Raw genomic sequence first — 14,021 nt, forward strand, 5'->3', positions numbered from 1 at the left:
TCTCGTACCTGAAAAACGCCAGGCTGACGTTGGCCCCTGAAAATGAAGGGGAAATATCGCTCAAGTATACGCCTGAAATCGTGTGTCTTAATGCGATTTAACACAATGATTGCATTTTGATAGCGCTATCACAAAACCGAGTGATAGTTATTGGTAGCGCTATCTTTGTGATGCTAGTCACAGTTAAACCCGAGGCCGTTGAATAAAGTTTGCCCATCATCAACGTCGATTTCGAGAGGGTATCGTGCTTAACCAATGGCTGCATCAGGGGACTATCCAGCTTCACGACAACGCCGCTAGCTGGCAGCAGGCGCTGGAAATTAGCGCCCAGCCGCTGCTGGATGCGGGAATTATTGCCCCACATTACCTGACGGCCATCATGCAACAGCATCAAAAGCTGGGGCCTTATTATGTGCTGGCGCCGGGCCTGGCGATGCCGCATGCGCGGCCGGAAGAAGGCGCCACCGGGCTTGGGCTGTCTCTGTTAAAGCTGAAGCAGGGCGTCAGCTTTCATTCCGAAGGCAACGATCCGGTAGACGTTATTATTATGCTGGCGGCACCCGACAGTCACAGCCACATTGAAATGATTTCCGCGCTCGCCGAGCTATTTTCCAGCGACGAAGATATGGCATTACTGCATCAGGCCAATAACCTGGAGGAAATACAAAAAATAATTAATCGATTCTAGTTTTTTAATTTAACACCATGGTTTTTTACGTTGCATTGAAAAATGCGATGCGCTCGTACTCTACAAAAAATATAAGGTAAACACGATGAAGATAATGGCAATCTGCGGTTCCGGCCTGGGCAGTAGCTTTATGGTCGAAATGAATATTAAAAAGGTGCTTAAAAAACTCAATATTGAAGCGGAAGTTGAGCACTCTGATTTATCCTCCGCCACACCGGGAGCGGCTGATGTATTTGTGATGGCGAAAGACATTGCCGCCAGCGCAAGCCTGCCAGACAGTCAGCTGGTGGTTATCAACAACATCATCGATATCAATGAGCTGGAAAATAAGCTTAGCGCTTATTTTGCTGGTCGTTAATCATAATTAGCGGAGGCGGATATGTTTATCCTTGGCACGCTGAATTTTATTGTTGATATTCTAAAGGTTCCGGCCATTCTCGTCGGGTTGATAGCATTAATTGGCCTGGTGGCACAAAAGAAGTCATTTTCTGATGTGGTGAAGGGCTCAATTAAAACCGTTCTGGGCTTTATTGTTCTGGGCGGCGGTGCCACCGTATTAGTGGGGTCTTTGAATCCACTGGGCGGCATGTTTGAACATGCATTTAATATCCAGGGCATTATTCCTAATAATGAAGCGATTGTTTCCATCGCGCTGGAAAAATACGGGGCATCAACGGCGTTGATCATGGCCTTCGGGATGGTGGCGAACATTATTGTGGCTCGCTTTACCCGCCTGAAGTACATCTTCCTGACCGGCCATCATACGTTCTATATGGCGTGTATGATCAGCGTCATCCTGACGGTGGCGGGCTTTGAAGGCGTACCGCTGGTGTTTACCGGCTCGCTGATCCTTGGCCTGATCATGGCATTCTTCCCGGCCATTGCGCAGCGCTATATGCGCCGTATCACCGGCACCGATGACATCGGTTTTGGCCACTTCGGCACGCTGGGCTACGTCTTGTCCGGCTGGATCGGCAGCAAGTGCGGCAAGGGCTCACGCTCAACGGAAGAGATGAACCTGCCGAAGAACCTGAGCTTCCTGCGTGACAGCTCAATCTCCATCTCCCTGACCATGATAATCATCTACATGATCCTCGCGATTTGCGCGGGCCAGACGTATGTAGAAGAGAAGCTGAGCGGCGGCCAGAACTTCCTGGTTTACTCCATTATTCAGGCAATTACCTTTGCGGCCGGGGTGTTTATCATCCTGCAGGGCGTGCGCTTGATTCTGGCGGAAATCGTCCCGGCGTTTACCGGTTTCTCCGAGAAGCTGGTGCCAAATGCTCGCCCGGCGCTGGACTGCCCGGTGGTTTACCCATACGCGCCAAACGCCGTGCTGATTGGCTTCCTGTTCAGCTTCCTTGGCGGTCTTGTCGGGCTGTTCCTGCTGGGGCAGATGAAGCTGGTACTGATTTTGCCGGGCGTGGTGCCTCACTTCTTTACCGGGGCTACCGCTGGCGTGTTTGGTAACGCTACCGGCGGCCGGCGCGGCGCAATGGTGGGCTCTTTCGCCAACGGCCTGCTGATCACCTTCCTGCCGGTTCTGCTGCTGCCTGTGCTGGGGGCGCTTGGCTTCGCCAACACCACGTTCTCCGACGCTGACTTCGGTGTGGTAGGCATTATCCTCGGCAACCTGGCGCGCTTCCTGTCACCAGCGGCGATTACCGCAGTGGTCGTTGCCGTCTTTGCGGTACTGGTCGGGTTCAACTATCTGGGCAAAGGAAAAGGCACTCCTGCCGTACACACTGAAGATAATACGGGGGCTAAATAATGAATGAACTGGCAGACGTCTCGCGGTTTGCGCGCGATATCCGGGTGGAGACGCTGAAGGCGCTCACGCAGCTGGGGTTCGGTCACTACGGCGGCAGCATGTCGGTGGTGGAAACGCTGGCGGTGCTGTATGGCGAGGTGATGAATATCGATCCGGGTGACCCTGACTGGGCAGAGCGCGACTACTTTGTGCTGTCGAAGGGGCATGCTGGCCCGGCGCTGTACAGCACGCTGGCGCTGAAGGGATATTTCCCGGTCGAGCAGTTGGCTACTCTGAATGAGAATGGGACCAGCCTGCCGAGCCACCCTGACCGCCTGAAAACTCGCGGCGTGGACGCCACCACCGGTTCGCTGGGGCAGGGGATTTCTATCGCCGCCGGTATTGCGCTTTCCCACAAGCTGGCGCAGCGCCGTAACCGGGTATTCAGCATCGTCGGCGACGGCGAGCTGAATGAGGGGCAGTGCTGGGAGGCTTTCCAGTTTATTGCTCATCACCGCCTCAATAACCTGACGGTTTTTGTCGACTGGAACAAGCAACAGCTGGACGGCGAGCTGGACGAAATCATCTGCGCATTCGATCTGGAAGAGAAGTTTAGCGCCTTCGGTTTTGACGTGGTGAAGGTGAAAGGGGATGACATCGCCGGCTTGCTGGCAGCGGTGAAGCCCGTGCGCAGCGGCGAGCAGCGCCCTCTGCTGGTGATCCTCGACAGCGTGAAGGGGCAAGGCGTGCCGTATCTTGAACAACTGGGTAACTCTCACCATCTCCGCCTGACGGAGCAGTCAAAACAGGCGCTGGAGCAGGCCATCGCGCAACTGGAGGCGGAACATGATTAAGGTAAGCCAGACCGGCGGCCAGGACGCCGTTGAGATGCGGAAAATCTATGCCGGGTTTGTTCAGCAGCAGATTAGCGAAGACAGCGGTATTATCGCGCTGGAAGCTGACCTGATGAGTTCGATGGCGATGGATGGCGTACAGCGAGATAACCCGCAGCACGTGATTAACTGCGGCATCATGGAAGCCAACGTGATTGGCGTGGCGGCAGGCCTGTCGCTGACCGGGCGTAAGCCGTTTGTTCATACTTTTACCGCCTTCGCCAGCCGCCGCTGCTTTGACCAGCTGTTTATGTCGCTGGATTACCAGCGCAATAACGTCAAGGTTATCGCTTCTGACGCCGGGGTAACGGCCTGCCATAACGGCGGTACCCATATGTCGTTCGAAGATATGGGCATTGTGCGTGGGCTGGCGCACTCCATCGTGCTGGAGGTGACCGACGCGGTGATGTTTAAGGACATTCTGCGTCAGCTGATCGAGCTGGAAGGTTTCTACTGGGTGCGCACTATTCGTAAGCAGGCGGCTACCGTTTATGAGGAAGGCTCGACCTTCACCATCGGCAAAGGCAACGTGCTGCGCGAAGGCACGGACATTACGCTGATAGCCAACGGGATTATGGTTGCAGAAGCGCTAAAAGCCGCTCAGCAGCTTGAGCTGGAGGGCGTCAGCGCGGCGGTGATCGACATGTTCACCCTCAAGCCTGTCGACCGCATGCTGGTGAAGAACTACGCCGAGAAAACCGGGCGCATCGTCACCTGTGAAAACCACAGTATTCACAACGGACTGGGGTCAGCGGTGGCGGAAGTTCTGGTGGAAACCTGCCCTGTGCCGATGCGAAGAGTGGGCGTGAAGGAGCGTTACGGCCAGGTTGGCACTCAGGACTTCCTGCAGCAGGAATATGGCCTGACGGCGGCCGATATTGTGAAGGCGGCTAAAGAGCTACTGTAGAGGGCTAAAGCAATAAAAAAGGCAGCCAGGTGGCTGCCTTTTTACGTCTCAGCTGGCTTACTCTTGCTGAGCGGACTGAATCGCGGTCAGAGCGATGGTGTAGACGATATCGTCAACCAGCGCGCCACGGGACAGGTCGTTAACCGGCTTGCGCATACCCTGCAGCATTGGCCCGATGGAGATCAGGTCTGCAGAACGCTGTACCGCTTTATAGGTGGTGTTACCGGTGTTCAGGTCAGGGAAGATGAACACGGTCGCACGGCCCGCAACAGGGGAGTTTGGTGCCTTAGACTTAGCCACGTCAGCCATTACCGCAGCGTCATACTGCAGTGGGCCGTCGATGACCAGATCGGGGCGTTTTTCCTGAGCGATACGGGTAGCTTCACGCACTTTCTCAACGTCGCTACCTGCGCCGGAGTTACCGGTGGAGTAGGAGAGCATTGCAACGCGTGGGTCGATACCGAAAGCGGCAGCGGAGTCAGCGGACTGAATCGCGATTTCTGCCAGCTGTTCTGCGGTTGGATCCGGGTTAATCGCACAGTCGCCGTAAACGTAAACTTGTTCAGGCAGCAGCATGAAGAACACGGAAGACACCAGAGAACTGCCTGGTGCAGTTTTGATCAGCTGCAGCGGCGGACGGATGGTGTTCGCGGTGGTGTGAACCGCACCGGAAACCAGGCCGTCAACTTCGTCCTGCTCGAGCATCAGGGTGCCAAGCACAACGTTGTCTTCCAGCTGTTCGCGGGCAACGGCTTCGGTCATGCCCTTGCTCTTACGCAGCTCAACCAGGCGGGCAACGTAGCTTTCGCGAACCACTTCTGGATCGACGATTTCGATGCCTGCGCCCAGCTCAACGCCCTGCGCCGCAGCAACACGGGTGATTTCATCCGGGTTACCCAGCAGCACACAGGTCGCGATACCACGTTCAGCACAGATAGCCGCTGCTTTAACGGTACGCGGCTCGTCGCCTTCCGGCAGCACAACGCGTTTACCGGCTTTACGAGCCAGTTCGGTCAGCTGGTAACGGAACGCTGGAGGAGACAGACGACGGCTGCGCTCGGAGGTCGCGGTCAGGGATTCGATCCAGTTCGCATCGATGTGGCTGGCCACATATTCCTGCACTTTTTCGATACGCTGATGGTCGTCGGTTGGGACTTCCAGGTTGAAGCTCTGCAGGCTCAGAGAGGTCTGCCAGGTGTTGGTGTCAACCATGAACAGCGGCAGGCCGGTAGCGAAAGCACGCTCGCACAGCTTGCTGATGCGTGGGTCCATTTCGTAACCGCCGGTCAGCAGGATGGCGCCAATTTCAACGCCGTTCATTGCAGCCAGGCAGGCGGCAACCAGCACGTCCGGGCGATCTGCGGAGGTGACCAGCAGAGAACCAGGGCGGAAGTGTTCCAGCATGTGCGGAATGCTGCGCGCACAGAAAGTCACGGACTTCACGCGGCGAGTATTGATGTCACCTTCGTTAATGACGGTCGCGTTCAGGTGGCGAGCCATATCGATGGCGCGGGTAGCAATCAGTTCGAAGCTCCACGGCACGCAACCCAGAACCGGCAGCGGGCTGTCGGCAAACAGCTGCTTAGGATCGATGTTAGCGATGCTCGCTTTGCTGGAGTCGTCGAAGATCTCGGACAGGTCCGGACGGGTACGACCCTGCTCATCAACCGGGGCGTTCAGTTTGTTAATGATAACGCCGGTGATGTTGGTGTTTTTGCTGCCGCCGAAGCTGCTGCTGGTCAGTTCGATACGCTCTTTCAGCTGCTCCGGAGAGTCATTGCCCAGAGACATTACGAAGACGATTTCCGCATTCAGGGTTTTGGCGATTTCATAGTTCAGCGCCTGAGCAAACTGGTGTTTGCGGGTCGGCACCAGGCCTTCAACCAGAACGACTTCAGCATCTTTGCTGCTGGCGTGGTAGTTGGCGATGATCTCTTCCATCAGCACGTCCTGCTGATTGCTGGACAGCAGGGACTCTACGTGGCCCATGTTCAGCGGCTCGGCGGCCGGGATGGTGGAGTTAGCGCGGATGATGCTGGTGGTCTGGTCCGGGCTATCGCCACCGGTACGCGGCTGGGCGATAGGTTTGAAGACGCTCAGACGAACGCCTTTTTGTTCCATAGCACGGATAACGCCAAGGCTTACGCTGGTAAGGCCGACGCTGGTTCCGGTAGGGATCAGCATAATAGTACGGGACACGGTATAACCTCTTTCGTTTTCGCGAGCAGGGATGCTCACTCGACTCAGAAAACAACACCGCCAGCTAAGGCTGGCGGTGAGGGAATCAGGCGGTCAGGCGGGATGCATCCTGAGCGATGACCAGCTCTTCGTTGGTGGTGATAACCACCGCCGGGCGGGTGCCTTCCTTGTTGATGAAGCCAGACTTGCCGAAACGTGCAGCCAGGTTGCGCTCGTGATCAACTTCGAAGCCCAGTACGCCCAGTTTGCCCAGGGACAGTTCACGTACCATGGCGGCGTTTTCACCGATACCACCGGTGAAGACAACGGCGTCCAGACGACCTTCCATCAGCGCAGTGTAGGAGCCGATGTATTTCGCCAGACGGTGGCAGTAAACGTCCATTGCACGTTTAGCGTCTTCTTTCGTTGCGTAGTTGTCTTCAACGTAGCGGCAGTCGCTGGTGACTTCGGTCAGACCCAGCAGGCCGGACTCTTTGGTCAGCATTTTGTTGATGTCTTCCACGCTCATGCCCAGGGCATCGTGCAGGTGGAAGATAATAGCCGGGTCGATGTCGCCGGAGCGGGTACCCATGACCAGACCTTCCAGCGGGGTCAGACCCATGGAGGTATCAACGCATTTACCGTTACGGATTGCAGAAACGGAACCGCCGTTGCCCAGGTGGCAGGTGATGATGTTCAGTTCATCAACCGGCTTGTTCAGCATTTTTGCGGCTTCCTGAGTCACGTAGAAGTGGCTGGTGCCGTGTGCGCCGTAGCGACGAACGCCGTGCTCTTTGTACAGTTTGTACGGCAGAGCGTAGAGGAAAGATTCTTCCGGCATGGTCTGATGGAACGCGGTGTCGAACACGGCAACGTTTTTATCAGCCAGGTTAGGGAAGGATTTCAGGGCTTCAGCGATACCGATCAGGTGTGCAGGGTTATGCAGCGGTGCAAAAGAGGCAGAATCTTTGATACCCTGAATCACGGAATCATCGATAACAACGGAGCTGGTGTATTTTTCACCGCCGTGTACGATACGGTGACCAATTGCGGTCAGCTGAGCGGACAATTCTGGTTTTTCTGCCAGAATCTTATTAACGATGAAGTTAAGAGCTTCGCTGTGAGCGGCACCTGCACCCAGAGCCGCTTCTTGTTTAGCGCCGTCCAGTTTCCATTTGATGCGGGCTTCAGGAAGGTGGAAACACTCTGCTAAACCAGAAAGGTACTCTTCACCGTTTACGGCATCGATAATTGCGAATTTAAGTGATGAGCTACCGCAGTTCAGAACCAGTACTAGCTTACTCGACATGGAAGTACCTATTTTTGATACGTGGCTAAAAAAACGTCAGTTAGTCTATCAGCGTAGCGCATGATGACGCGGACATTTATGATTAACGTCATGCCAGAAGCGTTTTTCGGCATGGCGAATAAAATTACTCAGAGTTTACGCCATATTCCCGAAGCTGCAGGTCACGGCGATGTAAAAGAATGTTTGACAGCATGTGGTTTCCCCACTACGGCCATCAAGGCCGGCACAGGGTAGCAGATAGAGGCTCGTAAAGACAAAATTTTTTGAACGATGTCATTGAGAGTTGCTGAGTTGCAAAATTATTTTATTTTTTATATGTAGAGTTGAGGTATGAGCCATGTCGACACCCCAGAATAGCCATGTTAGCTGGTTTAGCCTGTTCGGACGTGGGCAGCACTACTCGAAGACCTGGCCGCTGGATAAGCGCCTGTCACCGGTATTTATCGAAAATCGTGTGATTCGTGCCACCCGGTACGCCATACGTTTTATGCCGCCGCTGGCGGTGTTTACGCTGACCTGGCAAATCGCGCTGGGCGGCCAGCTTGGCCCCGCGGTGGCCACGGCACTTTTTGCCTGTAGCCTGCCAATGCAAGGACTGTGGTGGCTCGGCAAGCGCTCGGTCACGCCGTTACCGCCTTCGACCTTACAATGGTTTTATGAAGTTCGTATGAAACTGCAGGAAGCAGGTCAGGCGCTGGCCCCGGTTGAAGGCAAGCCGGACTACCAGGCGCTGGCAGACGTGCTCAAGCGCGCGTTCAAACAGCTGGATAAAACTTTCCTGGATGATTTGTAATTACCCTACGGTTGCGCATATAAAGGAAGGCATACTTTCTTACAGGTTATCTTCGTCATAACCTGGATTTTTCCATGCACCAAAGGAGTCAGGAAATGGAAATGACTAACGCGCAACGTCTGATTTTATCCAACCAGTATAAGATGATGACGATGATGGACCCGGATAACGCCGAGCGCTATCGTCGCCTGCAAACCATCATCGAACGCGGCTATGGTCTGCAAATGCGCGAGCTGGATCGCGAGTTTGGCGAGCTGAAGGAAGAAACCTGCCGCATCGTTATCGACATCATGGAGATGTATCACGCGCTGCACGTTTCCTGGACCAACCTGAAAGACAGCCAGGACATCGACGAACGTCGCGTCACCTTTATGGGCTTTGATGCCGCCACCGAAGCCCGCTTCCTGGGCTATGTTCGCTTTATGGTGAACATTGAAGGCCGCTATACCCATTTCGATGCCGGCACCCACGGCTTTAACGCCCAAACCCCAATGTGGGACAAATACCAACGAATGCTGAAGGTGTGGCATGCCTGCCCGCGTCAGTATCACTTAAGCGCCAACGAGATTGCGCAGATTATTAACGCCTGAGGAGAGACGCGTAGTGAAGTGTAAAGGTTTCTTGTTTGATTTGGATGGTACGCTGGTTGACTCCCTTCCTGCCGTCGAGCGCGCGTGGGTAAACTGGGCAAAGCGTTTTAATATTTCCCCGGAAGAAGTCTTGGGCTTCATCCACGGCAAGCAGGCGATTACCTCACTGCGCCATTTTATGGCCGGTGCCTCCGAGGAAGAAATTCAGCAGGAGTTCCTGCGCCTCGAGAAGCTGGAGTCTGAAGATACCGACGGTATCGTTGCCTTGCCTGGGGCTGCGGAGCTTTTGGCTCACCTTAACGAAGCCGGTATTCCATGGGCTATCGTCACTTCAGGTTCTGTGCCGGTAGCGTCCGCTCGTCGCCTGGCGGGTGGCCTGCCCGAGCCGGAAGTCTTTGTGACGGCCGAGCGAGTGGCGCGCGGGAAACCTGAACCTGACGCCTATTTGCTCGGTGCTCAGCTGCTTGGGCTCGAGCCGGAAGAGTGCGTAGTCGTTGAAGATGCGCCCGCCGGCGTGCTTTCCGGACTTGCTGCTGGCTGCCACGTGATTGCGGTTAACGCCCCGGCGGATACGCCACGGCTTGAACACGTGGACTATGTCCTCGCCTCCCTTAGCGAGCTGCTGGTCCAGAAATCGCCGGACGGCACGGTCGAAGTGTTAAGAAAACACTAATCCCATGATTTAACCCCGCATTTGCGGGGTTTTTTTTATGGCATTCTCATCTACATTCAATTCACCAATAATCAGCCATTCAGGGACTCGTTTTGAATTCGGAACTCATTTGGGTGTTGTCGTTGCTGGGGGTTGCTGTCCTGCTGTTCGCTACCGGAAAGATGCGTATGGACGCGGTGGCTCTGTTGGTGATTGTCGCTTTTGTCCTCAGCGGGACGTTAAGCCTTAGCGAGGCCTTTTCAGGGTTCAGCGATCCCAACGTTATCCTGATTGCCGCGCTGTTCATTATTGGTGACGGGCTGGTGCGTACCGGCGTCGCAACCAAAATGGGCAGCTGGCTGGTGGACGTGGCGGGCAGCAGCGAAACCAAAATGCTGATCCTGCTGATGGTGACGGTAGCCGGATTGGGTGCCTTTATGAGTTCTACCGGCGTGGTGGCCATTTTTATTCCGGTGGTTATCAGCGTTTCAATGCGCATGAAAATTTCCCCCTCCAGATTGATGATGCCGCTTAGTTTCGCCGGGCTTATCAGCGGCATGATGACCATCGTCGCCACGCCGCCTAATCTTGTTATCAATAGTGAGCTGCTGCGCGAAGGGCTGGAAGGCTTCCAGTTCTTTAGCGTGACGCCGATTGGCCTGGCAGTATTGGTGCTTGGCATCCTTTATATGCTGGTGGTGCGTTTTGCGCTTAAAGGGCAGGGCGATGAGGCGGGAAAAGAGAGCTGGAAGCGCCGTTCTTTCCGCGACTTGATTAAAGAATATCGCCTGACCGGGCGGGCGCGACGGCTGGCTATTCGCCCCGGTTCGCCGATGGTCGGCCACCGGCTGGATGATTTGAAGCTGCGTGAGCGCTACGGGGCTAACGTTATCGGTCTTGAACGGTGGCGCAAGTTCCGCCGCGTTATCGTTAATGTGACCGGCGTGACCGAGTTCCGCGCGCGTGACGTTCTACTGATCGATATGTCCGCCTCGGACGTTGATTTACGTGAGTTTTGCAGCGAACAAATGCTCGAGCCGATGGTGCTGCGCGGCGAGTATTTCTCGGATCAGGCGTTGGATGTGGGCATGGCTGAAGTATCGCTTTTACCCGAATCGGAACTGACCGGGCAGACTTTGCGAGAAATCGCCTTCCGAACCCGCTACGGTCTCAACGTTGTTGGCCTGCGGCGAGACGGTAAGGCAATGGAAGGGCTGCTGGTGGATGAGCCCATTCAACTGGGGGATATTATTCTGGTCGTCGGCGACTGGAAGCTGATTAACCAGCTTTCACAGCAAAATCGTGATTTCCTGGTGCTCAATCTGCCGGTGGAAGAGCGGGATGCTTCTCCGGCACACAGCCAGGCGCCGCACGCAATTTTCTGCCTGGCGCTAATGGTCGCGCTCATGCTGACCGACGAGATACCCAACCCTATTGCCGCGATTATCGCCTGCATGCTGATGGGCAAGTTCCGCTGTATTGATATGGAAAGCGCCTATAAGGCGATTCACTGGCCGAGCATTATTCTGATTGTCGGGATGATGCCTTTTGCGCTGGCGTTGCAGAAAACCGGCGGGGTGGATTTAATCGTTCATGGGCTGATGGAGTTCGGTGGCGGATATGGGCCTTACATCATGCTGGTTTGCCTGTTTGTGATGTGTGCAACCATCGGGTTGTTTATCTCCAATACCGCGACGGCGGTACTGATGGCACCTATCGCCCTGGCTGCCGCTAAATCGATGGGCGTTTCACCTTATCCGTTCGCGATGATTGTGGCGATGGCTGCCTCTGCGGCGTTTATGACGCCCGTATCATCGCCTGTGAACACGCTGGTGCTGGGGCCAGGGAACTATAAATTTAGCGACTTCGTTAAGCTCGGCGTGCCGTTTACCGTCATTGTGATGATCGTGAGCGTAGTGATGGTGCCGATGCTGTTTCCGTTCTGATACTTACTCTCACACGGCCTTCTCCCTGTAAGGGAGAAGGGGAAAACATTATCCTGATTTCGCTTCGGCAGAGGGGAAGTGTTTAAAGCGGTGAATCCTGGCTTATCTCATCCAGCGAAAGCTGGAAACTTGGCACAAAGACCTGCATGAAGTAGTCCATTTCCGGGCTGTGGCGGTCGGCCAGCGTTTTTTCCAGACGGCTTTTCGCCAGCAGGAACTCGTTATTGCCTGCCGACAGCTCTTCCAGACATTTCAGGTAAGCGCATAACGCATCTGCCTGTTTCACCAGCGCTTTCTCTTCTTCGCTGTAGCTGTGCTCATCTATCAGCGGAGCCCAGATGTCGCGCAGCTCTTCCGGCACCATGTCAATCAGCTTCTGCTGGGCAATCTTTTCAATGGCTTTGTATTCGTGCGCGATTTGCGAATTGAAGTATTTTACCGGCGTGGGCAAATCCCCGGTCAGCACTTCGCTGGCGTCGTGGTACATCGCCAGAAGCGCGATTCTCTCCGCGTTAACGTTGCCGTTAAACTTGCGATTCTTGATGGCGGCGAGCGCGTGGGCAACCATGGCGACCTGCAGGCTGTGTTCGGACACATTTTCGGTGCGGACGTTGCGCATCAGCGGCCAGCGGTTGATCAGTTTCAGGCGGGAGAGGTGGGCAAAGAAATGGCTCTGACTCATGACGTTCTCGCGGTTACAACTCGGTGGCGTCATTGTGAGGGGAGAAGGGGGACATTGCAAATGTCCCCCGACGGGCTTACTGGTGGTAATGGCCTAGGAAACGCCCAAGTTTGGCAATCGACATTTCTAAGTCGTCAACGCGCGGCAGCGTAACAATACGCACGTGATCCGGCCACGGCCAGTTAAAGGCTGTACCCTGAACCAGCAGAACTTTTTCCTGCAGCAGGAAGTCCAGCACCATCTTCTGGTCGTCATGAATATTGAAGCGCTTCGCGTCAATTTTCGGGAACATATACAGCGCGCCGCGAGGCTTAACGCAGGAGACGCCGGGGATCTCGTTGATCAATTCCCAGGCGCGGTTGCGCTGTTCGTACAGGCGGCCGCCGGGTACGATAAATTCGCTGATGCTCTGGTAGCCTCCCAGCGCGGTTTGAATCGCATGTTGGGCAGGAACGTTGGCGCACAGGCGCATGGAGGCCAGCATTTCCAGACCTTCAATATAGCCTTTAGCGTGCTTTTTCGGTCCGTTAAGCACCATCCAGCCCTGACGGAAACCGGCAACGCGGTAGGTCTTTGACAGGCCGTTAAAGGTAATCGTCAGCAGATCCGGGGCCAGCGCGGCAATGGAATGATGCTCGGCGTCGTCATAAAGAATTTTGTCGTAAATCTCATCGGCAAAGATGATGAGATTGTGTTGACGGGCAATCTCAACAATCTCTAAAAGCAGTTCTTTAGAGTAAACGGCCCCGGTAGGGTTGTTCGGGTTGATAATCACGATGCCGCGCGTGCGGGGCGTGATTTTTGCGCGGATATCGTCGAGGTCCGGGAACCAGTCGGACTCTTCATCGCAAAGGTAGTGCACCGCTTTGCCGCTAGAGAGTGAGACGGCGGCGGTCCAGAGAGGATAGTCCGGTGCCGGAACCAGCATTTCATCGCCGCTGTTGAGCAGCGCCTGCATGGACTGAACGATCAGTTCAGAAACGCCGTTACCAATATAGATATCTTCCGTGGTGACATCCCGCATCCCACGCGCCTGATAGTGCTGCATAATGGCTTTACGGGCGGAAAACAGCCCTTTGGAGTCGCAATATCCCTGAGCGGTAGGAAGATTGCGGATCACATCAACAAGGATTTCATCCGGCGCTTCAAAACCAAACGGCGCGGGGTTCCCTATGTTGAGCTTAAGCACTTTATTGCCTTCTTCTTCAAGGCGTTTTGCCTCTTTGAGAACCGGGCCACGGATGTCATAACAGACATTATCAAGTTTGCTGGATTTTTCGATGGGGGACATGAAGCTTCGACCTTTGTTGTTAATTTCGCGTCCTGCCGTGGAAGCGCACCGTCACAATGTACTCCTGCTGCAGCGAGATTTGAAGGTTGGAGCCAGAAGAAATGCAATTTATCTTTACAGCACAATGTATAAGCGATATGGCATTTTATAAAAATAGGAAAACAAAATAACTTATAATTTGATTTTTGTTAGCATTATTAACTGCCTTGTTCTTTGTGAATGATGCTATTCACTGCCTCTGGCGCTTTCCTGAGTGAGAGGTGCTGCTGGCGTAAGTCGGTTGTCGACAAACATAAGGAAAAATTAATATTCATGGCTGAAACATTAAGAGATTAATGACAG

The 14,021-nt window shown here is 54.5% G+C and carries 14 protein-coding genes; 10 read left to right on the forward strand and 4 right to left on the reverse strand.

The window, feature by feature from the left end:
• The first annotated feature begins 244 nt into the window (after positions 1–244).
• The 5 genes from HX778_RS13670 (at position 245) to HX778_RS13690 (ending at position 4,238) form a co-directional block, all read left to right on the forward strand.
• Positions 245–688, forward strand: a complete 444-nt coding sequence (locus HX778_RS13670) for a PTS sugar transporter subunit IIA (protein ID WP_038480822.1) — start codon at positions 245–247, stop codon at positions 686–688.
• Positions 689–773: 85 nt separating this feature from the next.
• Positions 774–1,046 (forward strand): PTS sugar transporter subunit IIB, encoded by a 273-nt coding sequence (locus tag HX778_RS13675; RefSeq protein WP_038480825.1) that lies wholly within the window; start codon positions 774–776, stop codon positions 1,044–1,046.
• Between the two features lie 21 nt (positions 1,047–1,067).
• Entirely contained in the window at positions 1,068–2,459 is a 1,392-nt protein-coding gene (locus HX778_RS13680) for a PTS ascorbate transporter subunit IIC (protein ID WP_038480828.1), read from the forward strand.
• Positions 2,459–3,292 (forward strand): transketolase, encoded by an 834-nt coding sequence (locus HX778_RS13685; RefSeq protein ID WP_176982327.1) that lies wholly within the window; start codon positions 2,459–2,461, stop codon positions 3,290–3,292. The genes HX778_RS13680 and HX778_RS13685 overlap by 1 nt, the downstream gene beginning before the upstream one ends.
• Positions 3,285–4,238, forward strand: coding sequence for a transketolase family protein (locus HX778_RS13690; protein WP_176982328.1), 954 nt, complete (start codon positions 3,285–3,287; stop codon positions 4,236–4,238). Before HX778_RS13685 ends, HX778_RS13690 begins: the two co-directional genes overlap by 8 nt.
• 57 nt (positions 4,239–4,295) lie before the next feature.
• Here the strand turns inward: HX778_RS13690 and pta are convergent, their stop codons facing one another.
• Together pta and ackA are read right to left on the reverse strand one after the other, a co-directional pair.
• Positions 4,296–6,437 (reverse strand): phosphate acetyltransferase, encoded by a 2,142-nt coding sequence (pta, locus tag HX778_RS13695; RefSeq protein ID WP_038483321.1) that lies wholly within the window; start codon positions 6,435–6,437, stop codon positions 4,296–4,298.
• Positions 6,438–6,522: 85 nt separating this feature from the next.
• On the reverse strand, positions 6,523–7,725 hold the full coding sequence (gene ackA, locus HX778_RS13700) for an acetate kinase (RefSeq protein WP_038480838.1): 1,203 nt from the start codon (positions 7,723–7,725) through the stop codon (positions 6,523–6,525).
• Between the two features lie 78 nt (positions 7,726–7,803).
• On the opposite strand from ackA, the gene HX778_RS13705 reads away from it, so the two are divergent.
• From HX778_RS13705 to HX778_RS13725, 5 genes are all read left to right on the forward strand, one after another.
• Positions 7,804–7,959, forward strand: a complete 156-nt coding sequence (locus tag HX778_RS13705; RefSeq protein WP_176982329.1) for a hypothetical protein — start codon at positions 7,804–7,806, stop codon at positions 7,957–7,959.
• Positions 7,960–8,062: 103 nt separating this feature from the next.
• The gene (yfbV, locus tag HX778_RS13710; protein ID WP_038480841.1) at positions 8,063–8,518 is read left to right on the forward strand and encodes a terminus macrodomain insulation protein YfbV; all 456 of its coding nucleotides are present in this window, start codon (positions 8,063–8,065) and stop codon (positions 8,516–8,518) included.
• Between the two features lie 95 nt (positions 8,519–8,613).
• Positions 8,614–9,108, forward strand: a complete 495-nt coding sequence (locus HX778_RS13715) for a YfbU family protein (RefSeq protein WP_038480843.1) — start codon at positions 8,614–8,616, stop codon at positions 9,106–9,108.
• Positions 9,086–9,781 carry a sugar phosphatase gene (locus HX778_RS13720; RefSeq protein WP_218167136.1) on the forward strand — a complete coding sequence of 232 codons (696 nt, stop codon included), beginning with the start codon at positions 9,086–9,088 and terminating at the stop codon, positions 9,779–9,781. The genes HX778_RS13715 and HX778_RS13720 overlap by 23 nt, the downstream gene beginning before the upstream one ends.
• A gap of 92 nt (positions 9,782–9,873) precedes the next feature.
• Positions 9,874–11,706: an SLC13 family permease gene (locus tag HX778_RS13725; protein ID WP_038480849.1), complete on the forward strand. Its 1,833-nt coding sequence runs from the start codon at positions 9,874–9,876 to the stop codon at positions 11,704–11,706.
• Positions 11,707–11,788: 82 nt separating this feature from the next.
• Here the strand turns inward: HX778_RS13725 and yfbR are convergent, their stop codons facing one another.
• A complete protein-coding gene (gene yfbR, locus HX778_RS13730) occupies positions 11,789–12,388 on the reverse strand; it encodes a 5'-deoxynucleotidase (RefSeq protein ID WP_038480852.1) in 600 nt (199 codons plus the stop codon).
• Positions 12,389–12,464: 76 nt separating this feature from the next.
• Positions 12,465–13,679: an alanine transaminase AlaA gene (gene alaA, locus HX778_RS13735; protein ID WP_038480855.1), complete on the reverse strand. Its 1,215-nt coding sequence runs from the start codon at positions 13,677–13,679 to the stop codon at positions 12,465–12,467.
• Between the last annotated feature and the right edge of the window lie 342 nt (positions 13,680–14,021).

This window comes from Cedecea sp. P7760 (assembly GCF_013386425.1).
Taxonomy (GTDB): Bacteria; Pseudomonadota; Gammaproteobacteria; order Enterobacterales; family Enterobacteriaceae; genus Cedecea; species Cedecea selenatireducens.

Coding starts and splice junctions, on each gene's coding strand:
- HX778_RS13715 (WP_038480843.1), top strand. CDS start 8,614: ATGGAAATGACTAACGCGCAACGTCTGATTTTATCCAACCAGTATAAG.
- HX778_RS13675 (WP_038480825.1), top strand. CDS start 774: ATGAAGATAATGGCAATCTGCGGTTCCGGCCTGGGCAGTAGCTTTATG.
- HX778_RS13690 (WP_176982328.1), top strand. CDS start 3,285: ATGATTAAGGTAAGCCAGACCGGCGGCCAGGACGCCGTTGAGATGCGG.
- yfbR (WP_038480852.1), bottom strand. CDS start 12,388: ATGAGTCAGAGCCATTTCTTTGCCCACCTCTCCCGCCTGAAACTGATC.
- HX778_RS13680 (WP_038480828.1), top strand. CDS start 1,068: ATGTTTATCCTTGGCACGCTGAATTTTATTGTTGATATTCTAAAGGTT.
- ackA (WP_038480838.1), bottom strand. CDS start 7,725: ATGTCGAGTAAGCTAGTACTGGTTCTGAACTGCGGTAGCTCATCACTT.
- HX778_RS13705 (WP_176982329.1), top strand. CDS start 7,804: ATGATTAACGTCATGCCAGAAGCGTTTTTCGGCATGGCGAATAAAATT.
- alaA (WP_038480855.1), bottom strand. CDS start 13,679: ATGTCCCCCATCGAAAAATCCAGCAAACTTGATAATGTCTGTTATGAC.
- HX778_RS13685 (WP_176982327.1), top strand. CDS start 2,459: ATGAATGAACTGGCAGACGTCTCGCGGTTTGCGCGCGATATCCGGGTG.
- yfbV (WP_038480841.1), top strand. CDS start 8,063: ATGTCGACACCCCAGAATAGCCATGTTAGCTGGTTTAGCCTGTTCGGA.